Origin of the sequence: Aeromonas simiae, assembly GCF_014892695.1 — a bacterium.
Lineage (GTDB): Bacteria > Pseudomonadota > Gammaproteobacteria > Enterobacterales > Aeromonadaceae > Aeromonas > Aeromonas simiae.
The window spans coordinates 873,376-895,575 of record NZ_CP040449.1; the positions used below are offsets into that span (position 1 = coordinate 873,376).

Annotated in this window: 22 protein-coding genes; 18 read left to right on the forward strand and 4 right to left on the reverse strand. The window is 61.4% G+C overall.

The genetic code is table 11. The annotated features are described in order from the left end of the window. The first annotated feature begins 104 nt into the window (after positions 1 to 104). From glyA to FE240_RS04250, 17 genes are all read left to right on the forward strand, one after another. Positions 105 to 1,358, forward strand: a complete 1,254-nt coding sequence (gene glyA / locus FE240_RS04170; RefSeq protein WP_042046643.1) for a serine hydroxymethyltransferase — start codon at positions 105 to 107, stop codon at positions 1,356 to 1,358. Positions 1,359 to 1,466: 108 nt separating this feature from the next. Then, on the forward strand, positions 1,467 to 1,916 hold the full coding sequence (gene nrdR, locus FE240_RS04175; RefSeq protein WP_042046642.1) for a transcriptional regulator NrdR: 450 nt from the start codon (positions 1,467 to 1,469) through the stop codon (positions 1,914 to 1,916). Then, positions 1,916 to 3,025: a bifunctional diaminohydroxyphosphoribosylaminopyrimidine deaminase/5-amino-6-(5-phosphoribosylamino)uracil reductase RibD gene (gene ribD, locus FE240_RS04180; RefSeq protein WP_193003491.1), complete on the forward strand. Its 1,110-nt coding sequence runs from the start codon at positions 1,916 to 1,918 to the stop codon at positions 3,023 to 3,025. The genes nrdR and ribD overlap by 1 nt, the downstream gene beginning before the upstream one ends. A 1-nt stretch (position 3,026) precedes the next feature. Then, positions 3,027 to 3,674 (forward strand): riboflavin synthase, encoded by a 648-nt coding sequence (locus FE240_RS04185; RefSeq protein ID WP_193003492.1) that lies wholly within the window; start codon positions 3,027 to 3,029, stop codon positions 3,672 to 3,674. Between the two features lie 73 nt (positions 3,675 to 3,747). Further along, positions 3,748 to 4,857 carry a bifunctional 3,4-dihydroxy-2-butanone-4-phosphate synthase/GTP cyclohydrolase II gene (ribBA, locus tag FE240_RS04190; protein WP_042046634.1) on the forward strand — a complete coding sequence of 370 codons (1,110 nt, stop codon included), beginning with the start codon at positions 3,748 to 3,750 and terminating at the stop codon, positions 4,855 to 4,857. A 153-nt stretch (positions 4,858 to 5,010) separates the two neighbouring features. Next, positions 5,011 to 5,481, forward strand: a complete 471-nt coding sequence (gene ribH, locus FE240_RS04195; protein ID WP_042046633.1) for a 6,7-dimethyl-8-ribityllumazine synthase — start codon at positions 5,011 to 5,013, stop codon at positions 5,479 to 5,481. Positions 5,482 to 5,495: 14 nt separating this feature from the next. Then, positions 5,496 to 5,909 carry a transcription antitermination factor NusB gene (gene nusB / locus FE240_RS04200; protein WP_042046632.1) on the forward strand — a complete coding sequence of 138 codons (414 nt, stop codon included), beginning with the start codon at positions 5,496 to 5,498 and terminating at the stop codon, positions 5,907 to 5,909. 54 nt (positions 5,910 to 5,963) lie between these two features. Continuing rightward, positions 5,964 to 6,923: a thiamine-phosphate kinase gene (gene thiL / locus FE240_RS04205; protein WP_193003493.1), complete on the forward strand. Its 960-nt coding sequence runs from the start codon at positions 5,964 to 5,966 to the stop codon at positions 6,921 to 6,923. Continuing rightward, positions 6,920 to 7,402, forward strand: a complete 483-nt coding sequence (locus FE240_RS04210; RefSeq protein WP_193003494.1) for a phosphatidylglycerophosphatase A family protein — start codon at positions 6,920 to 6,922, stop codon at positions 7,400 to 7,402. Before thiL ends, FE240_RS04210 begins: the two co-directional genes overlap by 4 nt. A 491-nt stretch (positions 7,403 to 7,893) precedes the next feature. Continuing rightward, entirely contained in the window at positions 7,894 to 9,618 is a 1,725-nt protein-coding gene (locus FE240_RS04215) for a dipeptide ABC transporter ATP-binding protein (RefSeq protein ID WP_193003495.1), read from the forward strand. Between the two features lie 27 nt (positions 9,619 to 9,645). Then, positions 9,646 to 11,202: an ABC transporter substrate-binding protein gene (locus FE240_RS04220; protein WP_193003496.1), complete on the forward strand. Its 1,557-nt coding sequence runs from the start codon at positions 9,646 to 9,648 to the stop codon at positions 11,200 to 11,202. A 104-nt stretch (positions 11,203 to 11,306) separates the two neighbouring features. After that, the gene (locus tag FE240_RS04225; protein ID WP_193003497.1) at positions 11,307 to 12,281 is read left to right on the forward strand and encodes an ABC transporter permease; all 975 of its coding nucleotides are present in this window, start codon (positions 11,307 to 11,309) and stop codon (positions 12,279 to 12,281) included. A 2-nt stretch (positions 12,282 to 12,283) separates the two neighbouring features. Further along, on the forward strand, positions 12,284 to 13,219 hold the full coding sequence (locus FE240_RS04230) for an ABC transporter permease (protein ID WP_193003498.1): 936 nt from the start codon (positions 12,284 to 12,286) through the stop codon (positions 13,217 to 13,219). A gap of 96 nt (positions 13,220 to 13,315) precedes the next feature. Further along, positions 13,316 to 13,924, forward strand: coding sequence for a DUF2057 domain-containing protein (locus FE240_RS04235; protein WP_193003499.1), 609 nt, complete (start codon positions 13,316 to 13,318; stop codon positions 13,922 to 13,924). Positions 13,925 to 13,979: 55 nt separating this feature from the next. After that, positions 13,980 to 14,408 (forward strand): HIT domain-containing protein, encoded by a 429-nt coding sequence (locus FE240_RS04240; RefSeq protein ID WP_193003500.1) that lies wholly within the window; start codon positions 13,980 to 13,982, stop codon positions 14,406 to 14,408. A gap of 100 nt (positions 14,409 to 14,508) precedes the next feature. Next, on the forward strand, positions 14,509 to 15,216 hold the full coding sequence (locus tag FE240_RS04245) for a DUF3334 family protein (RefSeq protein ID WP_193003501.1): 708 nt from the start codon (positions 14,509 to 14,511) through the stop codon (positions 15,214 to 15,216). 322 nt (positions 15,217 to 15,538) lie between these two features. Then, positions 15,539 to 16,237, forward strand: a complete 699-nt coding sequence (locus FE240_RS04250; protein ID WP_193003502.1) for a DUF3334 family protein — start codon at positions 15,539 to 15,541, stop codon at positions 16,235 to 16,237. A gap of 712 nt (positions 16,238 to 16,949) precedes the next feature. Here the strand turns inward: FE240_RS04250 and FE240_RS04255 are convergent. Further along, positions 16,950 to 18,044, reverse strand: coding sequence for an anhydro-N-acetylmuramic acid kinase (locus tag FE240_RS04255; RefSeq protein ID WP_193003503.1), 1,095 nt, complete (start codon positions 18,042 to 18,044; stop codon positions 16,950 to 16,952). Next, a complete protein-coding gene (locus FE240_RS04260) occupies positions 18,041 to 19,324 on the reverse strand; it encodes a peptidoglycan DD-metalloendopeptidase family protein (protein WP_193004442.1) in 1,284 nt (427 codons plus the stop codon). The genes FE240_RS04255 and FE240_RS04260 overlap by 4 nt, the downstream gene beginning before the upstream one ends. 110 nt (positions 19,325 to 19,434) lie before the next feature. Here FE240_RS04260 and tyrS point away from each other — a divergent pair, with 110 nt between their 5' ends. Continuing rightward, on the forward strand, positions 19,435 to 20,634 hold the full coding sequence (tyrS, locus tag FE240_RS04265) for a tyrosine--tRNA ligase (RefSeq protein WP_193003504.1): 1,200 nt from the start codon (positions 19,435 to 19,437) through the stop codon (positions 20,632 to 20,634). Between the two features lie 52 nt (positions 20,635 to 20,686). Here the strand turns inward: tyrS and FE240_RS04270 are convergent, their stop codons facing one another. Both FE240_RS04270 and FE240_RS04275 read right to left on the reverse strand, forming a co-directional pair. Further along, positions 20,687 to 21,541: an alpha/beta hydrolase gene (locus FE240_RS04270; protein ID WP_193003505.1), complete on the reverse strand. Its 855-nt coding sequence runs from the start codon at positions 21,539 to 21,541 to the stop codon at positions 20,687 to 20,689. A 46-nt stretch (positions 21,542 to 21,587) separates the two neighbouring features. Beyond that, positions 21,588 to 22,160: a TetR/AcrR family transcriptional regulator gene (locus tag FE240_RS04275; RefSeq protein ID WP_193003506.1), complete on the reverse strand. Its 573-nt coding sequence runs from the start codon at positions 22,158 to 22,160 to the stop codon at positions 21,588 to 21,590. Positions 22,161 to 22,200: the final 40 nt, after the last annotated feature.

Here is a 22,200-nt window from a genome sequence, read left to right on the forward strand (position 1 = left end):
AAACATTTTTTTAAGTGCTCGGGCTGTCGCTTTGATCCCTGTCACGTTACAATACCTCGCCTTGATTACACCCCACGCGCAAACGATTTTCAGGAGATAAACGGATGTTGAAACGTGACATGACCATTGCCGGCTATGATCCCGAGCTGTGGCAGGCCATCACAGACGAAACCCGTCGTCAGGAAGAGCATATCGAGCTGATCGCGTCTGAGAACTACACCAGCCCCCGTGTCATGGAGGCTCAGGGCTCCCAGCTGACCAACAAGTATGCTGAAGGCTACCCGGCCAAGCGTTACTACGGCGGTTGCGAGTATGTCGACGTGGTCGAAACCCTGGCAATCGAGCGCGCCAAAGAGCTGTTCGGTGCCACCTACGCCAACGTGCAGCCACACTCTGGCTCCCAGGCTAACAGCGCCGTCTACATGGCCCTGCTGCAACCGGGCGATACCGTGCTCGGTATGAACCTGGCCCACGGTGGTCACCTGACCCACGGCTCTCCGGTTAACTTCTCTGGCAAGCTCTACAACATCATCCCCTACGGCATCGATGAGTCCGGCAAGATCGACTACGACGAGATGGAGCGCCTGGCCGTTGAGCATAAGCCGAAGATGATGATCGGTGGCTTCTCCGCCTACTCCGGCGTGGTCGATTGGGCTCGCATGCGTGAAATCGCCGACAAGATCGGAGCTTGGCTGTTTGTCGACATGGCCCACGTGGCCGGTCTGGTGGCCGCCGGTGTCTATCCGAACCCGGTGCCGCACGCCCACGTCGTCACCTCCACCACCCATAAGACCCTGGCCGGTCCGCGTGGTGGTCTGATCCTCTCTGCCGCTGACGACGAAGAGCTCTACAAGAAGCTCAACTCCGCCGTCTTCCCGGGTGGTCAGGGTGGCCCGCTGATGCACGTCATCGCCGGCAAGGCCGTCGCCTTCAAAGAAGCGCTGGAGCCCGAGTTCAAGACCTACCAGGCTCAGGTGGTGAAGAACGCCAAGATCATGGCCGCCACCTTCATCGAGCGCGGTTACAAGATTGTCTCCGGTGGCACCGACAACCACCTGATGCTGGTGGATCTGATCGGCCGTGAGCTGACCGGTAAGGACGCCGATGCTGCACTCGGCAAGGCCAACATCACCGTCAATAAGAACTCGGTGCCGAACGACCCGCGCTCCCCGTTCGTGACCTCCGGTGTGCGGATCGGTACTCCGGCCATCACCCGCCGTGGCTTCAAGGAAGCTGAGTCTCAGCAGTTGGCCCACTGGATCTGCGACGTGCTGGATAACCACGACAACGACGAAGTGCTGGCCACCGTGCGCGAGAAGGTGCTGGATATCTGCCGCCGTCTGCCGGTTTATGCCTGATAAGACGCGAGTCTGACCAATGCCGCCCTCGGGCGGCATTGTTTTTTCTGGATTTTCTTACCCGTGCTACACTGGCGCTCATTTCGTGAGACAAGCAGCGGAGGCACCATGCATTGCCCCTTTTGTAGTGCCGTCGACACCAAGGTGATCGACTCGAGGCTGGTGGCTGACGGGCATCAGGTCCGTCGTCGGCGCGAGTGCCTGCAGTGTCGCGAGCGCTTTACCACCTTTGAGATGGCCGAGCTGGTGATGCCGCGGGTCATCAAGAGCAACGGCTCGCGCGAGCCGTTCAACGAGGACAAGCTGCGCGCCGGTATTCTGCGCGCCCTGGAGAAGCGGCCGGTCAGCATGGAGGCCATCGAGCAGGGGATCAACCGCATCAAGTCGGCCCTGCGCGCTACCGGCGAGCGCGAGGTGCCGAGCAAGCAGGTCGGTAACCTGGTGATGGAGGAGCTCAAGGCCCTCGACAAGGTGGCCTATATCCGCTTCGCCTCTGTCTACCGCAGTTTTGAAGACATTCGTGAGTTCGGCGAAGAGATCGCCAAGCTGGAGATGTGATGTTTAGCCAAGACGATCATCGCTGGATGAGCCGCGCCCTCGAACTGGCGCGGCGCGGCGTCTACACCACGGCCCCCAATCCCTGCGTCGGCTGTGTGCTGGTGCGTGATGGTGAGGTAGTGGGCGAGGGGTATCATCAGCGTGCCGGTGAACCCCATGCCGAGGTGTACGCCCTGCGCGCAGCGGGCGAGAAGGCCCGTGGTGCCACCGCCTACGTGACCTTAGAGCCCTGCTCTCACCATGGCCGCACCCCGCCGTGCGCCAACGCCCTGATTGAGGCTGGCGTCGCCCGGGTGGTGGCCGCCATGGTCGACCCCAATCCCCAGGTGGGCGGACGCGGCCTGCGTCTGCTCTCCGAGGCCGGCATCGAGACGGCCCACGGCCTGCTGGCGGCTGAGGCCGAGGCGCTCAATCCGGGCTTTTTCAAGCGCATGCGTACCGGGTTCCCGCGCGTCACCCTTAAATTAGGGGCGAGCCTCGACGGGCGCACCGCCATGGCGAGCGGCGAGAGCCAGTGGATCACCTCTCCCGAGGCGCGCCGCGACGTGCAGCGCCTGCGTGCTCGCCACGATGCGGTGCTCTCCACCGCCACCACAGTGCTGGCCGACGATGCCTCGCTCACCGTGCGCTGGGACGAGCTGCCCGAGGGGGTCAAGGCCGCCTACCCGCGGGAGCGTCTGCGTCAGCCCAAACGCATCGTCATCGACTCGAAAAACCGCCTCACCCCGGCCCAATCCCTGTTTGCCCGTGAGGGTGAGGTGTGGCTGGCGCGCCACACCGCACAAGGGCAGTGGCCTGCATCGGTCAACGAGCTGCTGGTGCCGCGTCTGGGGGAGGGGCTCGATCTGGTGAGCCTCTTCATGCTGCTGGCCAAGCAGAACATCAATTCGGTGCTGGTGGAGGCAGGGGCGTCGCTCGCCGGAGCCCTCATCAGCGCGGGGCTGGTCGACGAGCTGGTGCTCTATCAGGCACCAATTCTGATGGGCGATGCAGGCCGTGGCCTGTGCCATCTGCCGGGGCTGGAGAAGCTTGCGCGCGCCCCCAAACTCGAGCTGAGCGACGTGCGTCGCGTCGGCCCGGATATCCGTATCACAGCCAAGGTAGTCTGACATGTTTACCGGCATCATCGAGGCGGTCGGCACCCTGACCGCCATGCAGCGGCAGGGGGATGACATGACCCTCACCGTACACGCCCCCGGGCTCGACTTCTCCGACGTCAAGCTCGGCGACTCCATCGCCACCAATGGCGTGTGCCTGACCGTGGTCAGCCTTGGCGATCACAGCTACAGCGCCGATCTGTCGCTCGAAACGCTCTCGCGCACCCGCTTTGCCGAGGCGAAAGTGGGTGATACCGTTAACCTAGAGAAGGCCCTGCTGCCCACCACTCGCCTGGGTGGGCATTTGGTCTCGGGCCATGTGGACGGCATCGGCGTGGTCAAGAGCAAGAGCAGCAGCGGTCGCGCCATCGAGTACTGGATTGCGGCGCCGGAAGAGCTGGCCCGTTACATCACCGAGAAGGGGTCGATTGCCGTCGATGGCATCAGCCTCACGGTCAACGGTGTGAAGGGGCGTGAGTTTCGCCTCACCATAGTGCCGCACACGGCCCTTGAGACCACCATAGCCCAGTGGAAGCCGGGTACCCGGGTCAATCTGGAGGTGGATCAGATTGCCCGCTATCTGGAGCGGCTGATGCAGGGGCGCGCCGAGAGCGGCTCGACCCTGACCCTGGAGAAGCTGGCCCAATCCGGCTTTTTGTGATCGCAGTAGCATTGAAACGGCCCGGTTTGCCCTCATCTTGACCGGGTACCCTAGACGACTTCTGGAGAAGCACATGGCACTGAGCAGCACCGCCGATATCATCGCCGACATCAAGGCCGGCAAGATGGTGATCCTGATGGATGACGAGGACAGAGAGAACGAGGGGGACCTCATCATGGCCGCCTCCTGTGTTCGCCCCGAAGACATCAACTTCATGGCGCGCTATGGACGGGGCCTCATCTGCCTGACCCTGACCCGGGATCGCTGCAAGCAGCTGGCGCTGCCGCTGATGGTCGATCGCAACAACGCCCAGTTCTCCACCGCCTTCACCGTCTCCATCGAGGCGGCCGAGGGGGTGACCACAGGGATTTCCGCTGCCGACCGCGCCGTGACCGTGCAGGCGGCCGTCGCGCCGGATGCCAAGGCGGCCGATCTGGTGCAGCCGGGCCACATCTTCCCGTTGATGGCCCAAGATGGCGGCGTGCTGACTCGCGCCGGCCACACCGAGGCCGGTTGCGATCTGGCCCGTCTGGCGGGGTTTGAGCCGGCCGCGGTGATCGTCGAGATCCTCAACGAGGATGGCACCATGGCCCGCCGCCCGGATCTCGAGAAGTTCGCCGCCGAGCACGATATCAAGCTCGGCACCATTGCCGATCTCATCGAGTACCGCAACCAGCACGAGACCACGGTCGAGCAGGTGGCCGCCTGCAAACTGCCGACTGAATTTGGCGAGTTTGACCTCATCACCTTCCGCGACACGGTCGACAATCAGGTGCATTTTGCCCTGAAAAAGGGCGAGGTGCTGGCCGAGCAGCCGACCCTGGTGCGGGTGCACCTGCATGACGTGCTAAGCGATCTGCTGCTGACCGACCGCCACGCGGCGCGCAGTTGGCCGCTGGCCAAGTCGATGCAGCGCATCGCCCGTGAGGGCGGGGTGTTGGTGATCCTCGGCGCGGAGGCCAGCGGTCAGGACATCCTCAACCGGGTGCGCCAGTTCGAGGCGGTGGACAAGGGCGAGCAGCCCGAAGGGGCCAAGTGGCAGGGCACCTCACGCCGGGTCGGTGTGGGCTCGCAGATCCTCAAGGCGCTCGGTGTGCGCCAGATGCGCCTGCTGAGCAACCCGAAGAAGTATCACGCCCTCGGTGGTTTCGGTCTCGAGGTGGTGGAGTACGTCGGCGAATAACCGATCTCACCACGCTTAAAAAGGGATGGGCCAGCCCATCCCTTTTTGCGTTTTACGGGGGCCGAGGCGAGCTCCTCATAGCGGTTTTTGTCCCCCACCCTTTGTGCTAGACTGTGCCCACTTTTGACTAGGCCCGTTTGACAGGATTGCCCCATGAAGGTTATCGAAGGGAACATTGCCGCCCCCGAGGCGCGCGTCGCTATTGTCGTTGCCCGTTTCAACAGCTTCATCAATGAGAGCTTGGTGGAGGGCGCCCTGGACGTGCTCAAGCGTCAGGGGCAGATTGCCGACGACAACATCACCCTGGTGAAGGTACCGGGAGCAGTCGAAATTCCGCTGGCGGTCAAGAAGCTGGCCAAGAGCGGTCAGTACAATGCCATCGTGGCACTGGGCACCGTGATCCGGGGTGGCACCTACCACTTCGAACTGGTGGCGAGCGAGAATGGCAAGGGCCTGGCCCAGGTGATGATGGAGTTCGAAATTCCCGTCGCCTTCGGCGTGCTGACCACAGAAAACATCGAACAAGCCATCGAGCGCGCCGGTACCAAGGCGGGTAACAAGGGTGCAGAGGCTGCACTGAGCGCACTCGAGATGATCAACGTCCTGAAGCAACTGGGCGTGTAACGAGGAGAGAAAGATTGAAACCGTCTGAGCGCCGTAAGGCCCGCCACTTCGCCACCCAGGCCATCTACCAGTGGCAGATGACCAAAGACAACGTGGGTGATATCGAAGAGCAGTTCAAGATCGAGCAGGACACCAAGGGTGTGGATCTCGCCTACTTCCGCGATCTGCTGTTCGGCGTGTCGCTGCACTGCAACGATCTGGACAAGGTCTTCTCCCCCTTCCTCTCCCGCCCGCTGGAAGAGGTCGATCTGGTGGATAAGGCGATCCTGCGTCTGGCCACTTACGAGCTGACCCGCCGCAACGATGTACCGCCGCGGGTGGTCATCAACGAGGCGATCGAGCTGGCCAAGTCGTTCGCCGCTGAAGACAGCCACAAGTTCGTCAACGGTGTGCTGGACAAGGTGATCAAGTCCCTGGGTAAGCAGTAACTGCGGCCCGATACAGAATAAGAGAGGAGCCAGCGTAAGCTGGCTTTTTACTGCATGGGTGAATTCGAGCTGATCGACAAGTACTTCAAGGTGGCCACGCAGCGCAAGGACGTGGATCTGGGGCCGGGGGACGACTGTGCCCTGCTCAGCGTTCCTCCCGAAACGCAGCTGGCCGTGAGCACCGATACCCTGGTGAGCGGGGTGCACTTCCTGCCGGACATGGATCCGGTGAGCCTCGGTTACAAGGCGCTGGCGGTGAACCTCTCCGATCTCGCCGCCATGGGGGCCGAGCCGCGCTGGGTCTCGCTGGCGCTGACCCTGCCAGCCATCGACGAGCGCTGGGTTGCCGGGTTTGCCGAAGGGTTTCTGGAGCTGGCCGAGTATTACAACGTGGCGCTGGTGGGCGGCGACATGACCCGTGGGCCGCTCTCCATCACGGTGTCGGTTAAGGGGACGGTGCCGGCCGGGCGCGCTCTGCTGCGTAGCGGTGCCAAGGCCGGTGACGGCATCTATGTCACCGGTACCCTGGGCGATGCCGCGCTGGCTCTCTCGCACCTGCTGGGCCGTCGCACCCTCAACGAGAACCAGCTGGCGGCGGTGCTGCCGCGCCTTGAGCATCCTCATCCGCGTATCCTGGCCGGACAAGCCCTGCGTGGCATCGCGGGGGCGGCGCTCGATCTCTCGGATGGGCTGGCCTCGGATCTGGGCCACGTGCTGCGCGCCTCGGGCGTGCGAGCCCTGATCAACCTCGACAAGCTGCCCCTCTCGCCGGTACTGCACGATGCGGTGAGCCGCGAGGAGGCGTGGCAGTTGGCGCTGGCCGGTGGCGATGACTATGAGCTGCTGTTTACCGTGCCCGAGGAGCACCGCGGCGTGCTCGATACGGCACTGGCCCACAGCGGCGTCAAGTTCACCCGCATCGGCCGCATTCTGGCCGGCGAGCCGGGCATCGAGTGGCAAGATGGTGAGCTGCCGGTGGCGCTCGCGCTCAAGGGATGGGATCACTTCGCATGATAAAACCTGAGTTGAAGCGACTGGATTTGCGCAACCCGCTGCACCTGCTGGCGGTGGGGTTTGGCTCGGGCCTTTCCCCCAAGGCACCCGGCACCATGGGCACGCTGGCGGCGATCCCGCTCTATCTGCTGGTGAGCGGCCTGCCCACCCCTTGGTTCATCGCCCTGCTGGCGCTGGGATTTGTGGCCGGTATTCGCCTCTGCCAGGCGGCCACCGACGCCATCGGCATGCCGGATCACGGGGCCATCGTCTGGGACGAGATCATCGGGTTTGGCGTCACCATGATAGCGGCGCCGGCCGGCTGGATCTGGGTGGTGATCGGATTTGCGCTGTTTCGCCTGTTCGATGTGCTCAAGCCCTGGCCTATCTCCTGGTTTGATCGCCGCATTCACGGCGGGCTTGGCATCATGCTCGACGATCTGATCGCCGGCTTGTTTGCCCTGCTGGGGATGCAGTTGCTGGCATTCTGGCTTGCCTGAGTCAGGGGAAATCGGAGAGGGGGGCGCCAAAAGCGCCCCCTATTTTTTGCTGTCGTGAAATCCTCGGGCCGCAGATCACGCTGAAAAAGGCAATGTGTGAATAAAAATTCACTGGTATACCGGATGATATGCGTGATGAAAAAACAGAGCAGCCTGCTGCATGGGAAGTGTATGCATAACGCATATACAAAAAAGTGGTTTTCAAATAGTGTTTATATCTGCCATTTAATTTTATTGCGGTATTATTTTCTGATGATGCGGGTAAATATCCGCTTTCTTGCAATGAAATTGTATAAATCCAGCATTTACAGGAAGCAGCAAACAGTTTAGGTTACAAGCGGGTTATACCAAAAAAATGTAAAAAACCCGCGCGGAACGCTGGTTTGCCTGTCTCACGGAGTGAGCCTGCCGAGGCTCGAGACTATCCCGGCACCTGCGGTCTGTTTACGGATGAATTTTGTTTGGGACGGATGTCCCCCGCAGAGGTAAACATGTCCTTGCTCGAAGTGAAGAACTTGCGGATCGAGTACCCCTCCCGCTATGGGGTGCACGCCGCGGTGAAGGATTTCTCTTTCTCCATCGAAAAGGGGGAGATTGTCGGTGTAGTCGGTGAATCCGGCGCCGGCAAGTCCACCATCGGCAATGCCGTCATCGATCTCCTGAGTCCCCCGGGCCGCATCGCCCGCGGCGACATCTATCTCAACGGCGAGCTCATCTCGGGGCGCAGCCAGCGTGAGATGCGCGCCATTCGCGGCTCGCGCATCGGCTTTATCTTCCAAGATCCGATGACCTCGCTAAACCCCCTGTTCACGGTGGAGCAGCAGTTGGTCGAGACCATCCTCGCCAACACCGAGCTGACCCAGAAACAGGCTTTTGACAAGGCGCTCGGGCTGATGCAGGCGGTGGGCATTTCCAAGCCGGAGCTGCGCATCAAGCAGTACCCGCACCAATTCTCCGGCGGTATGCGCCAGCGGGTGGTGATCGCCATCGCCCTCTCCTGTGATCCCGAACTCATCATCGCCGACGAGCCGACCACGGCGCTGGACGTCTCCATCCAGGATCAGATCCTCCAGCTCATCCGCACCTTGTGTAAGGAGCGCCAGGTGGGCTGCATGCTGGTGACCCACGACATGGGGGTGGTGGCCAACGTTACCGACAAGGTGGCGGTCATGTATCGCGGCGATCTGGTGGAGTTCGGCCAGACCGAGCAGGTGCTCGGCGCTCCCACTCACCCCTACACCCGCAGCCTCATCTCGGCGGTGCCGCGCTCCGACGTCAAGCTGGTGCGCTTCCCGCTGGTCTCTTATATCGAAGACGCAGGGGCGCCCGACACCAGCATCGATCTCAAGACCCACTGGCTCGGTCAGAGCCAGGATCAGCGCGCCTATGAAGGGGCGCTGCTGCGGGTCGAGCACGTCGATCTCAAGTTCGTCACCAAGGATTCGCTGTTTCCGAGCCGGCGCGAGTATGTGCAGGCGTGCAGCGACATCAGCTTCGAGATCTTCGAAGGGGAGACCTTCGGCCTAGTGGGGGAGTCGGGCTCCGGCAAGTCGACCATCGCCCGCGCCATCACCGGCCTCTATCCGCCCGATGCGGGCAAGATAGTGTTCGAGGGGATCGATCTCACCGCCCTCAAGGGGGAGCATGAACGCCGCCCGCTGCGCCGCCAGATGCAGATGGTGTTCCAGAACCCTTACTCGTCGATGAACCCACGCATGAAGGTGCGCGACATCATCGCCGAGCCGCTCCGCTTCCATCGTCTGGCCGAGAGCGAGCGCCAGATTGAACAGATAGTGGGGGATCTCCTCGATCACGTGGGCCTTGGCCGTGGCGCCGGGGTCAAGTATCCCCACGAGTTTTCCGGCGGCCAACGCCAGCGCATCTCGATCGCCCGCGCCCTGGCCACCCGCCCGCGTTTTCTCATCTGCGACGAGCCTACCTCGGCGCTGGATGTGTCGGTGCAGGCCCAGATCCTCAACCTGCTCAAGGATCTGCAAAAGGAGCTGGGGCTCACCATGTTGTTCATCAGCCACGATCTACCGGTCATCCGCCAGATGTGCGACCGCATCGGGGTGATGCGGCACGGTCATTTAGTCGAGGTGGCCGAGACCGAGACCCTGTTTACCAACGCCGCCCATGAGTACAGCCGCAAGCTGATCTCGCTCATGCCGGAATTTAAGGGAATGTCCCGCGAGGGGCTGGAAATCGCAAGCTAATACAAAGAGATAAGCATGGAGAACAAGATGAAGAATGGATTGTCCAAGATTGCACTGGCGCTGCTGGCCGCCGGTCTGGCCTTCAATGTCTCTGCCGCCGATATCAAGGTGGCCGTGGCCTCCGATCCCACCTCGCTGGACCCGCAGGAGCAGCTCTCCGGCCAGACCCTGGAGATGTCCCACCTGGTGTTCGATCCGCTGATCCGTTACACCCAGGATCTGCAATTTGAGCCGCGTCTGGCCGAAAAATATGAGCGTATCGATGACAAGACGGTGCGTTTTCACCTGCGCAAAGGGGTTAAGTTCCACTCCGGCAACGACTTGACCGCCGATGACGTGGTGTGGACCGTCAACCGCCTGAAGGCCTCACCGGACTTCAAGGCGATCTTCGACCCGATCGCCGCGGCCAAGAAGGTCGATGACTTCACCGTCGATATCATTACGGTCAAGCCCTATCCGCTGGTGTTGCAGACCGCGACTTACATCTTCCCGATGGATGCCAAGTTCTATAGCGGCAAGACCAGCGAGGGTAAAGACAAGGCCGAGATCATCAAAAACGGCGCCTCGTTTGCCTCGACCAATGTCTCCGGCACCGGCCCTTTCACCGTCAAGTTCCGTGAGCAGGGGGTCAAGCTCGACTATGCCCGCAACCCTAACTACTGGGACAAGGCCTCCAAGGGGAACGTGGATAACCTGACTCTGGTGCCGATCAAGGAAGACGCCACCCGCGTGGCCGCCCTGCTTGGCGGTGACGTGGACGTGATTTATCCGGTGGCGCCGAACGATCTGGATCGGGTCAAGAAGGGGGCCAACACCCAGTTGGTGACCCTCTCCGGTACCCGCGCCATCATCATCGAGCTGAACCAGAACACCAACCCGGCCCTCAAGGACAAGCGGGTGCGTCAGGCCATCGACTACGCCGTCAATCAGGTGGGGATCGTCCAGAAGATCAACAAGGGCTTCGGCACCCCGGCCGGCCAGCTGAGCCCGAAGGGCTACGCCGGTTACAACGAGGCGCTGACCCCCCGTTACGATCTGACCAAGGCCAAGGCGCTGATGAAGGAGGCCGGTTACGAGAAGGGCTTCAAGATGACCTTCATCGCCCCGGCGGCCCGTTACGTGAACGACGTGAAGATTGCCCAGGCCGTCTCCGCCATGCTCTCCAAGATCAACATCAAGGTGGATCTCAAGACCATGCCGGTGGCCCAGTACTGGCCGGAGTATGACAAGTGCGCCGCCGACATGCAGATGATTGGCTGGCACGCCGACACCGAGGACAGCGCCAACTTCTACGAGTTCCTGACCTACACCAAGGACGCCAAGACTGGCATGGGCCAGTACAACTGCTCCGGCTATGCCAACCCGGAGGCGGACAAGCTGGTCAACGAGGCCAACAGCGAAACCGATCCGGCCAAGCGGGCCGCCCTGCTGCAAAAGGTCGAGGCCATCTTGGCCGAAGACGCGCCGTTTGTGCCGCTGCACTGGGAAGACCTAGCCTATGGCGCCAAGAAGAGCGCCGACATCAAGCCGGTGGTCAACGTGATGAACTTCCCGTACTTCGGCGATCTGGTCATCAAGCCGTAAGCGCTTGCGGCTCAGTCAACACCAAGGACACGGCGGGGGCGCGGGCCCCCGCCTTGATACAGAAGCCTGTACTCCTATAAAGCAGGCCACGTAGAAGGATCAGCATGTTCACATTTCTACTCAAACGGTTTTATCAGGCGGTGATCGTGATGTTCGTCATCAGCCTGGTGGCCTTCGCCATTCAGGACAACCTGGGTGATCCCCTGCGCGAGATGGTAGGCCAGTCGGTCTCCGAGGCGCAGCGTCAGGCCCTGCGCGACCAAATGGGGCTCAACGATCCCTTCTTGGTCAAATACGCCCGCTTCCTTAAGGGGGCCGTCCACGGCGATCTCGGCACCTCCTACTTCTTCAAGCGGCCGGCACTCGAGGTGATCCTCGACAAGCTGGTGGCAACCCTGGAGCTGGTGTTCGGCGCGTCGCTCATCATCGTCTTGGTCTCGATCCCGCTCGGCGTCTATTCGGCCATCCGGCCGCGCAGCGTACTGACCAAGATCATCATGGGGGTCAGCAGCATCGGCATCTCGATCCCGGTGTTTCTCACCGCCATCATGTTGATGTACCTCTTCTCGATCCAGCTCGGCTGGTTGCCCGCCTACGGCCGTGGTGAGACCGCCAACTTGCTGGGCTGGGAGTCCGGTTTCTTTACCTGGGATGGCATCAAGCACCTGATCCTGCCGAGCGTGGCGCTCTCCTCGATCATGTTGCCGCTGTTCATCCGGCTGGTGCGCTCCGAGATGCTCGAGCAGCTCTCCTCTGAGTACGTGAAGTTTGCCCGCGCCAAGGGGCTGGATGATCGGGTGGTCTACTATCGCCACGCCCTGAAGAACACCATGCTGCCGGTCATTACCGTGGGCGGCGTGCAGATCGGCACCATGGTGGCTTACACCATACTGACCGAGAGCGTGTTCCAGTGGCCGGGCACCGGTTTTCTGTTCCTCGAGGCGATCCATCGGGTCGATACCCCGCTCATCACCGCCTACGTCATCTTCGTCGGGCTCATCTTCGTGGTGACCAACACGCTGGTGGATCTGCTCTATGGTCTCATCAACCCGACCGTCAACCTGACCGCCAAGGGGTAAGCATGACTCACGCCGTGACGACGGGCCGCTGGGCCCGCTTCAAGAATTCCGACATCGTCTACTACTTCCTGCGCGACAAGGTGGCGATGTTCAGCTTTGCGCTGTTTCTCATCTATGTGGTGGCGGCCCTGCTGGCCCCTTGGGTGGCGCCACACAACGTCTATGACCAGACCAGCTTCGATCTGATGGATGCGGAGCTGCCCCCCTCCTGGCTGGAAGGGGGTGAGGAGCGTTTCTGGCTTGGCACCGACAACCAAGGGCGCGACATCTGGAGCACCATCCTCTATGGCTCGCGCATCTCGCTGACCATCGGCTTGTTCGCCGTGGGATTGCAGATGGCGATCGGGGTGGTGGTGGGCCTGCTGGCCGGCTACTTCGGCGGGCGGCTCGATAACCTGCTGATGCGCTTTGCCGACGTGCAGTTGTCGTTCTCCACCATGATGGTGGCCATCATTATTTCGGCCATCTTCCAGGCGGCGTTTGGCTCTGAGTTCTATTCGAAGTACGCCATCTTGATGCTGGTGGTGATCATCGGGGTGGCCGAGTGGCCTCAGTACGCCCGCACCGTGCGCGCCTCGGTGCTGGCCGAGAAGAAGAAGGAGTATGTGGAGGCGGCCAAGGTGATGGGCTTTCGCGCCCCGCGCATCATGTTCCGCCACATCCTGCCCAACTGCCTGTCGCCAATCTTGGTGATCTCCACCGTGCAGGTGGCCAACGCCATCATGAGCGAGGCGGCGCTCTCCTTCCTTGGGCTCGGCATGCCGGTGGATCAGCCTTCGCTGGGGTCGCTTATCAGCGTGGGCTTTAACTACATCTTCTCCGGCTCTTGGTGGATCACGGCCTTCCCCGGCGTCTGCCTGGTGGTGCTGGTACTGGTCATCAACCTGCTGGGGGACTGGCTGCGCGACGTGTTCAACCCCAAGATCTACAAGGGGTAACCCCTCTCTCCAACAGGGCCTGCGGGCCCTGTTATTTTTCTGTCATCTGGCTCGGGTAAGGTGCCAGCCAGTCAACATGACAGAAGGATGTCACCCATGAATACATCGCTGACCGCTGCCTTACTCGCCGCCCTCTGTGCCACTGGCGTACAGGCTGAGGTTCGTCTCACCCTACCCGATGAAGTACGGCTGCTCAGCGCAGGTCAAGGCCATCAGGAGGGGGCGCTGCTGGTGCTGCCCGATGGCATGAACCAGTTGCTGGTGCAGTACGATGGGGTAGAGGAGAGCCGCTCGTCGGGGGAGAGCGATCGCCATTTTCGCTCTTCACCCCAGGTGCTGCGCTTCGAAGCAGCCGGTACGGCGCTCTCGTTCGGGGCCTTGCCCCATGGCTCGGTGCAAAAAGAGGCCTTTGCCCGGCAGCCTGACTTCACTTTGCAAAGCGGTCTGGGCAAGGGGGTGCCCCTGATGCAGGATGCCATGGTGGTCAATGGGTTGCAGATCGGCGTGGATTGGGGCAGCAAGCTGGCCGAGTACAACCGTAGCGGCGGCAAGGCGGCCCTGGTGGAGAGCCTGGGGACGACACCAAAACAGGGGGCCGAGGCGTCGCCGGCTGGCACCCTTGAGGGGGAGTTGCAACGCTTGTTCCGCAGCGCCGATCCGGCCCTGCAACGCCGCTTCATCGGCTGGGCCGCCAACCAGCTTTGAGTTCGCCCCGGCTTGCAGTAAGGTGGGCGCGATGTCGTGTCCACCGGAGCCCTTCATGTTTGAACTGCATCCTCGCCTTGCCGCCGATACCCGGGTGGTGGGCGATCTTCCCCTCTGCCGGGTACTGCTTTCCCGTGACAGCCAATATCCCTGGCTTATTTTGGTGCCGCGCATTGCGCAGTTGCGCGAGATCCATCACCTCGGCGAGGCCGATCAACAGCAGCTAATGCGCGAGTCCTGCGCCGTGGCGGCGGTGATGGAGGCGAGCCTGCATCCAGACAAGATCAATGTGGGGGCGCTGGGCAACCTGGTGCCCCAACTGCACCTGCACCATGTGGCCCGCTTTGCCTGCGATGCGGCATGGCCAGGGCCCATCTGGGGTGCCAGGCCGCCGCAACCTTATAGCGAGGAGCAGTTGGAGTCGCAGGTGGCGCTCTGGCGCGAGCGGCTGGCCGGGGTGGGGGGCTTTATTCCGGCTCAGTGAGCGATGGGGGAGGCGCGCGGCAGCGTGATCCCCTCTGCGTTTACCCGCACGGGACTATGGTATAGATAGGGTCACAACAACAGTGTCAGGAAGTCAGAAGATGTTTCATAGTCAGGATGAAGAGATCAGGGTCGTGACCACAGAGGATGTGTTGCTCGGTCTCTGCCACTCGGTGACCGATGTGCTGAGCGCCGCGACCCAAAGTCAGGTGCGTTTTTCCGGCATGGTACAGCGCATCAGTAAGACCTGTCTCAAGCCCGATATCGGTTGTTTTGTGCTGTTCGACGGCGGTTTCTCCGGACTGGTGGTGATCAACTTCTCCGCCGCCGCCGCCATGGAGCTCTATCAGGACTACATGCTGAGCATGGGGCTGTCGAAGGAGGATCTCGCCATCTCCCACACCTCGGACGAGGTGAGCAACGTGATGGGTGAGCTGATGAATCAGATCGTCGGCAGCTTTACCAACAAGGTGGGGCGCGAATTGCAGACCCACATCACCCAAAACCAACCCAAGATGCTGGCCCTCAACAAGCAGGTAATGCTGAGCGTTGACACCAACCTCGACAACCCGGAGACCCGGCGGGTCACCTTTTTCACCGGTCGCAACAACATCTTCTATCTGGAGCTGGCGATGGATCGCACCGAGTTCATCAAGATCCACGATAGCGACGTACAAGAAGAGGTCGATCCGGACGAGCTGATCGCTCAGGCCAAGGGACAAAGTGCCGGGGTCGTGGTGTCTACGCTAGTGCCGAGTAAGAGTGAGCGCAGTGCGCATGATGATCTGCTCGATTCACTCGGTATCTAGAAGGCGACAATAGCGCCGCGTTGTTGCAAGGCGGCTGGTCACCAACACGGGTAGCCATCCGGCTGCAAGATACCCCCGCAGGGTCATCTGGCAACGAGAGCGTCGACCTCATAGCAACAAGGCAGCGGTTTGCAACCGCTGCCTTGTGTTTACTAAATATGTATAAACTCATCGACCCAGTTTTTATTTTGTTACATTTTGTTTTATTTTGGCCGGTTAATTAATGAATGCGTCGTCAGGCGTCGTGGCTCGTCTCTGAGGCTTTGTCCTTTGCGTGACGATGGTATAGGGTGTCAGGCCTTTTATCGCCAGGACATTTGAAATGCATCATAAGCATGATGACGCGACCCGAATTTTGACTACAGACGATGTACTGCTGAGTCTTTGTAACTCAGTGACTAAAGTACTGACGTCTGCCGCACATAATAATATTCGTTTTTCTGGCATGGTTCAGCGAATTAAAAAGGCGGGTCTCAAACCGGATATCGGCAGCTTTGTGTTGTTTGATGGTGGATTCTCGGGGCTGGTGGTCATCAACTTCTCTGCCGCTGCGGCAATGGAACTCTATCAGGATTATATGAAGAGCATGGGCTTTCCTCAGGAAGAGCTGGCCATCTCTTACACCTCTGATGAGGTGGGGAATGTGATGGGGGAGCTGATGAATCAGATCGTCGGTCGTTTCAGCAAAAAGGTTAGCCGCGATTTACAGACTCATATTTCCCAGAGTCAACCTAAGATGCTGGCACTGAATATGCCTATTTTTCTGAGTATCGATACCAACCTCGATAATCCAGAGATGCGCCGTGTGACGTTCTTTACTGAGAAGAACAATATCTTCTACATGGAACTGGCCATGGATCGTACCGAGTTTATTAAGATCCACGATGGCGCCATGCTAGAAGAGGTCGACCCGGACGAACTGATTGCTCAGGCCCGGGAGAAAAGATCCGAGCAGGGGGCAGTTGCAGTGCCTGCCGAGAGTGGTGAGCATGACGAGCTGCTCAGCTCCCTCGGTATTTAAAGAGCCGGGCTTTTTGATGGTTCGGTTTCAATGACGTGTTGGAAGGCCAAGCCTAAAGTGAGTCGTTACTTCAGGCTCGGCGCTTGAGCTTTCCAACATGGACTGCCTCTTTTTCTGCACATTCTGAGATCAATGTTCTCAATCGAGCACCCATCTTCTTTATATCGAGTGCTGGTGTCCTTCTCGGTGTTCGCTGCCATAATAAGCCAATCTTATCGGTGGGCACCATGCTGGGTATTACCACTCCTGAGCAGAGTGGTTGATATTTAATTCATGTGCCGATAATCGTGCTCGGATATGGGTTTATAATTTAATCCTGGTCGGCATATGGTGCATAATTATGTCCCGCCCCCCCCCCTCTCTTTTTATTGCCGCCATTATTTAATAACGTCAGCGGTAAAGTAATAGCCGCTTGGGTTCTGTTTTTGTCTGAATTGAATAATAAAAAGACAAGGTGCATGGCGCCATATTATCTACCATATTGCCTGGGTACAGGTCTTTGTCTCCTATCTTATTTGGCATTGCTGGATGATGTCGGTGACGGCTACGTCTAATTAGATGGCGGAAATTCCTTACACGCTTGCCGTTATGAATAGGGGCTCGTTGGGCATGCCTGACTCATGGCTGCGGCTGCATAGCGGGTCGCGAATGTGATGGGATAGCCAACATGATGTGCTTGGGGCGCCGGAGCGCCCTAGGCTGCTGTCATTTGTCAGGGGGCGGGGTAGAGGGTACCGAGCACGGCGAGGCGGCGGGCTCCAGTCACTGCTGGCAGGTTGCCCGGCTCGCGCAGCAGGAAGCGGTGGGCCAGCCAGGCAAAGGCGGCGCCCTCGACCCAGTCGGGATGGATGCCCAGGGCACTGGTGTCGGCGACCCGCCAGTCGGGCAGCAGGGCGGCAAGGCGCGCCAGTAGCAGTGGGTTGTGGGCACCGCCACCGCAGATGAACAGCGCACCGGCCAGGCTCGGCAGGGCGTCTGCGATGGAGCGGGCGGTCAGCTCCAGCAGGGTGCGCTGCACGTCGGCTGGTTCCACGCCGATGTGGTGGGCGAGGCGCTCATCGAGCCATTGGGCGGTGAAGGTCTCGCGCCCGGTGCTCTTTGGGTAGGGTTGGGCGAAATAGGGGTGGGTCAGCAGATCCAAGAGCAGCGGCTCATGCACCTTCCCTTGCGCCGCCCACGCCCCACTGGCATCGAAGGTGCCGCCATAGTGACGTCGGTACCAGCCGTCGAGCAGAGTATTGCCGGGGCCAGTATCAAAGCCATAGACCGCTTCGGCCGGGCCGGGTAGCACCGAAATATTGGCGATGCCGCCGATGTTGAGCACCACTCTGGGCTCGCTCGGGCTGCCAAAGCAGGCTTGGTGGAAGGCCGGCACCAGCGGCGCCCCCTGACCCCCTAACGCCATGTCCATACGGCGAAAGTCGGCCACCACGTCGATGCCGGTGCGGGCCGCCAGCAGGTTGCCGTTGCCGATTTGCAGGGTAAATCCAAGCTCGGGGCGGTGACGGATGGTCTGGCCGTGGGAGCCGATGGCGCGCACCATGGTCGGGGCGACGCCGGCCTGCTCCAGCAGGGCATGGGTGGCGGCGGCGAAGCACTCGGCCACCAGATTGTCGGCCACGCCCATCCGGTCGATTTCGTTGTCACCCGGGGTGCACAGGGCGTGCAAGGTGGCCACTTCGTGCTCTGCCCAGGGGTGGCAGAGGGCGGATTCAACCTCCCAGCCATCGTCTCCCTCCTTGAGCAGCACCGCATCGATGCCATCCATGCTGGTGCCTGACATCAGACCGATGTAACGCGGGATCATGGGCGTTCTCCGTTCATGGCGAGGCGCGGCTCATCCGGCCGCTCCAGTCGCGCCAGTAAGGTGGCACTGACGGCACGAAAGCGCGCCAGCTCGCGACCGCTCAAGGCATCGGCCTTGGGCAGGGTGACGGTGCGCGGGTTCTTGTGTACGCCGGCGACTAAGAATTCGTAGTGCAGGTGCGGCCCGGTGACGCGGCCGGTGCCGCCGAGCAGGCCGATGGTCTCTCCTTGCTTGACCCGCTCCCCTTTGTTCACGGTGCGCTTGGAGAGGTGCAGGTATTTGGTCACATAGGTGCTGTCATGGCGGATGAAGACGTAGTTGCCGTTGAACGGGTTGTAGCCAGCGGCCACAACCGTGCCCGACCCCGAGGCCATGATGGGGGTACCGACCGGCGCCACATAGTCGATGCCGTTGTGCGGGCGCACCTTGCCGGTGACCGGATGCAGCCGGCGCGGATTGAAGTTGGAGCTGATGTAGCGGAAGTTGACCGGCGCGCGCAGGAAGCTCTTGCGCATCGCCTTGCCCTCCGGGGTGTAGTAGTTGCCATCGGGCCCCAGCACGGCGCGGTAACGCTCGCCCTGATTGACGAACTCGGCGGCCAGTATGTCGCCGGCGGCCACCTTCTCGTCATCGCGAAACTTCTCTTCGTAGATGACGGTGAAGTGATCGCCGGGCTGCAAGTCCTGAGCAAAGTCGATATCCCAGCCAAACAGGGTCGCCAGCGCCATGATCTGGGTCTCGTCCATGCCGGCATCGACCGCCGCATTCCAGAAGCTGGAGCGGATCTCGCCGTGGGCTACCGCATCGCGGGTATCCAGATCGATCTTGAGGTGACGGGCGTCGAATCCCTCCTCGGTGCGGTTGACCCGCAGGGTCTGCTCGAGGGAGTGGGGGTAGTCGAGGCTGTGCAACTGTCCTGCCGGGGTGAGCTTGAAGGTCAGCTCATCGCCGGGTTTGATGCGGCGCAGCGGCTCGGCGGCGGCCAGTTGGTCGATTTCATGCAGCTCGGCGGTGTCGAGCCCGAGGCGTTGGAAGATGACCCCCATGTTGTCGCCACGGCGCACCCGCACGCTGCGGGTCTTGAGGCGTGGGCGTTCGACCTGCGGCTCGGCACGCGGGGCGGGGGGCGGGTTGAGCTGCGCTTCGGGTAGGGCGGCAACCCGCGTGGCCTCGGGGTGTTTGCTGGGCCAGGCGGCCAGCATCATTGTCAGGATCCCCAGAATGAGCACCATCTTGCGATGCCAATGGGGAAGGGTGTTGAAGGCGGTCCAGATCACCATGCAAAAAGGGGGCAAACGAGCACAATCCCGCGATTTTACAGGCTTTCCAATTGTCCTGCCATTCCAGTAAGATGAGCGGTCTTGTGGAAACGTGATTGGAGAGACGAAACATGTCCCAGCTCGAGATGGCGCTGGCCGAGATTAAGCGCGGAGCGGAAGAGATCCTGGTCGAAGAGGAACTGGTTGCCAAGTTGAAGGAAGGGCGCCCGCTGCGCATCAAGCTGGGGATGGATCCGACGGCGCCGGACATTCACCTGGGTCACACCGTTATCCTCAACAAGCTGAAGACCTTCCAGGATCTGGGGCATGAGGTGATCCTGCTGATCGGCGACTTTACTGCCCAGGTGGGTGATCCTTCCGGCAAGAACGCCACCCGCCCGCCGCTCTCCGAAGAGGCGATCAAGCACAACGCCATGACCTACGCCGAGCAGGCGTTCAAGATCCTCGATCCCAAAAAGACCCGCATCGAGTACAACTCCAGCTGGCTGTGTGAGCTGGGCGCGGCCGGCATGATCAAGCTGGCGGCCAAGCAGACCGTGGCGCGCATGCTCGAGCGCGACGACTTCAAGAAGCGCTACGCAGGCGGCCAGTCCATCGCCATTCACGAGTTCCTCTATCCGTTGCTGCAAGGCTATGACTCGGTGGCGCTGAAGGCCGACGTCGAGCTCGGCGGCACTGACCAGAAGTTCAACCTGCTGATGGGGCGCGAGCTGCAAAAGGATGCCGGCATGGCGACCCAGTGCGTGCTGATGATGCCGCTGCTGGTGGGTCTGGACGGGGTCAAGAAGATGTCCAAGTCGGCCAACAACTACATCGGTGTGCACGACAGCCCGAGCGAGATGTTTGGCAAGATCATGTCGATCAGCGACACCCTGATGTGGAACTACTACGAGCTGCTCTCGTTCCGCCCGCTTCCCGAGATCGAAGGGTTTAAGGCCGGCATTGAGGCGGGCACCCTCAACCCGCGCGACGTGAAGATCTGGCTGGCCAAAGAGATCATCGCCCGTTACCACGATGCGGCGGCGGCCGAGGCGGCCCATGAAGACTTCACCCAGCGCTTCTCTAAGAACGCCATCCCGGACGAGATGCCGGAGCTGACCCTGCCGCTGGAAGGGGAAGGCATGCCGGTGGCCAACCTGCTCAAGGAGGCCGGCCTGGTCGAGACCACCTCCGAGGCGCTGCGCATGATCAAGCAGGGCGCGGTCAAGATCGACGGCGACAAGCTCGACGATGGCAAGGCGCTGATCGGTGCCGGTACCGCCGTCTATCAGGTGGGCAAGCGCAAGTTTGCGCGCATCACCCTGGCGTGATGGTCACCGGATAGAAAAAGGCCTCCCTCGGGAGGCCTTTTTCGTGGGCGCTTCACAGCGTCTGCCGCAGATGACCGATGGCCGAGAAGAGCGGGGCACTGGCAAGGATGCGGCCGTGACCGAGCCCCTCTGTGGTGATGAGAGAGACATGCTCCCCCTGCTCGGCGGCCCGGGCCGAGTCGAGGTAGGGGGCGAAACGATCCCCCCGGTCGTGGACTATGGTGGCGGGGCTGGTCCGTGCCAGCAATTGTCCCAGCGGGTCCAGATTGGCCAAGGGGAGCTGGAACTCCTCTTCGATGTCGCGCACCACGGCCTTAAACAGGGGCATGGAGTAGCCGGAGCGCGCCACCATGCCATAGAGCTGGGGCACATAGTCGAGTACTGGGGCGATCAGCAGCAGCGGCACGCCGGCCAGCGCCGGATGGTGGCTCGAGAGCACCACGGCGGCCCCCATGCTGTGGGCGGTGACGGCGACGGGGGGCGCCTCGTGCTCGAGCAGGGTCTCTAGGGTGCGCAGAAACAGCGGTAGGTGGCCGTGACGACCGGCACTCTGGCCATGTGCCGGGTGGTCATAGGCCAGAGCGGTGAAGCCAGCGGCGGCAATCTGCTCCATCAGGGGAAAGAACTGGCGGGCGCTGCCAGACCAGCCGTGCACCAGCAGCCACACGGGGCCGCTGCCGAGGCGATAGGTCATGATCTCGCCTTGCGGGGTGGCGAGCGGTTGCTCACTTAGGCCTGCCGGCGCCGTGATGGCGCGCTGATCGCGCTGCGGGGTCAGCAGCAGATCCCGGGCGACGCGTTTGGCATGGCGCGGGGCCAGGCGGTGGTGCAAGGTGGTGGCCATGCCGGTCACCATGCGGCGCAGTGAGAGACGCCGCCCCGTGTTGAAGTAGATCTTGCTGCTCATGGAACCTCTTTAGTACGGTCGTGCTTTTTTGTCGCTTTTTAAAAAATCAGGGATGCCAGCTCGCCATCAGCCGCTCCACCTCAGGCCAGAAGGGGGCGGGCAGGGCCAGCGCATCAAATACCTGGGCGCCCAGATAGAGGCTGTAGAGGCGGTAGACCGCCTGCCAGGGGTCGAGCGTGCTATCCCAATCGCCCTGCTGCTGGCCGAGGACGATCTGGCGTTGCAGGTAAGCGAGCCATTGGCGCACGAAGTCGCGTGCGGCCTGTTGCACCTCTCCTTCATGGGGCGCGCTCCAGGCGTCGAGAAACATGCAGCGACCGCTGAAACTTTCGTTCCAGGCCAGCCAGGCCTCAAGCAGGGCGCGCAGCTTCTGCGCCGAGCCCGCGGGTTGTGCCATGCGCACCGGTGCGATGACCCGCTCGCGAAATACGGTGGCGGCGTACTCAAGCACCGCCAGTTGCAGGTTCTCGCGCGAGCGGAAGTGGGCAAACAGCCCGCTCTTGGAGAGGCCGCACTGCTTGGCCAGCTCACCGATGGTGAGGCTCTCGAGACCAAAACGGCTGGCCTGCTCGAAGGCACTGGCCAGTATGTTCTCGCGGGTGGCGCGCCCCTTGCCCATGGATTCAACTCCTCGTCACAAGGGGGCGAGGATAGCACGC

What these genes read in the sequence shown, in the direction of transcription:
- glyA (WP_042046643.1), top strand. Translation starts at nt 105, where the DNA reads ATGTTGAAACGTGACATGACCATTGCCGGCTATGATCCCGAGCTGTGG.
- nrdR (WP_042046642.1), top strand. Translation starts at nt 1,467, where the DNA reads ATGCATTGCCCCTTTTGTAGTGCCGTCGACACCAAGGTGATCGACTCG.
- ribD (WP_193003491.1), top strand. Translation starts at nt 1,916, where the DNA reads ATGTTTAGCCAAGACGATCATCGCTGGATGAGCCGCGCCCTCGAACTG.
- FE240_RS04185 (WP_193003492.1), top strand. Translation starts at nt 3,027, where the DNA reads ATGTTTACCGGCATCATCGAGGCGGTCGGCACCCTGACCGCCATGCAG.
- ribBA (WP_042046634.1), top strand. Translation starts at nt 3,748, where the DNA reads ATGGCACTGAGCAGCACCGCCGATATCATCGCCGACATCAAGGCCGGC.
- ribH (WP_042046633.1), top strand. Translation starts at nt 5,011, where the DNA reads ATGAAGGTTATCGAAGGGAACATTGCCGCCCCCGAGGCGCGCGTCGCT.
- thiL (WP_193003493.1), top strand. Translation starts at nt 5,964, where the DNA reads ATGGGTGAATTCGAGCTGATCGACAAGTACTTCAAGGTGGCCACGCAG.
- FE240_RS04210 (WP_193003494.1), top strand. Translation starts at nt 6,920, where the DNA reads ATGATAAAACCTGAGTTGAAGCGACTGGATTTGCGCAACCCGCTGCAC.
- FE240_RS04215 (WP_193003495.1), top strand. Translation starts at nt 7,894, where the DNA reads ATGTCCTTGCTCGAAGTGAAGAACTTGCGGATCGAGTACCCCTCCCGC.
- FE240_RS04220 (WP_193003496.1), top strand. Translation starts at nt 9,646, where the DNA reads ATGAAGAATGGATTGTCCAAGATTGCACTGGCGCTGCTGGCCGCCGGT.
- FE240_RS04225 (WP_193003497.1), top strand. Translation starts at nt 11,307, where the DNA reads ATGTTCACATTTCTACTCAAACGGTTTTATCAGGCGGTGATCGTGATG.
- FE240_RS04230 (WP_193003498.1), top strand. Translation starts at nt 12,284, where the DNA reads ATGACTCACGCCGTGACGACGGGCCGCTGGGCCCGCTTCAAGAATTCC.
- FE240_RS04235 (WP_193003499.1), top strand. Translation starts at nt 13,316, where the DNA reads ATGAATACATCGCTGACCGCTGCCTTACTCGCCGCCCTCTGTGCCACT.
- FE240_RS04240 (WP_193003500.1), top strand. Translation starts at nt 13,980, where the DNA reads ATGTTTGAACTGCATCCTCGCCTTGCCGCCGATACCCGGGTGGTGGGC.
- FE240_RS04245 (WP_193003501.1), top strand. Translation starts at nt 14,509, where the DNA reads ATGTTTCATAGTCAGGATGAAGAGATCAGGGTCGTGACCACAGAGGAT.
- FE240_RS04250 (WP_193003502.1), top strand. Translation starts at nt 15,539, where the DNA reads ATGCATCATAAGCATGATGACGCGACCCGAATTTTGACTACAGACGAT.
- FE240_RS04255 (WP_193003503.1), bottom strand. Translation starts at nt 18,044, where the DNA reads ATGATCCCGCGTTACATCGGTCTGATGTCAGGCACCAGCATGGATGGC.
- FE240_RS04260 (WP_193004442.1), bottom strand. Translation starts at nt 19,324, where the DNA reads ATGGTGATCTGGACCGCCTTCAACACCCTTCCCCATTGGCATCGCAAG.
- tyrS (WP_193003504.1), top strand. Translation starts at nt 19,435, where the DNA reads ATGTCCCAGCTCGAGATGGCGCTGGCCGAGATTAAGCGCGGAGCGGAA.
- FE240_RS04270 (WP_193003505.1), bottom strand. Translation starts at nt 21,541, where the DNA reads ATGAGCAGCAAGATCTACTTCAACACGGGGCGGCGTCTCTCACTGCGC.
- FE240_RS04275 (WP_193003506.1), bottom strand. Translation starts at nt 22,160, where the DNA reads ATGGGCAAGGGGCGCGCCACCCGCGAGAACATACTGGCCAGTGCCTTC.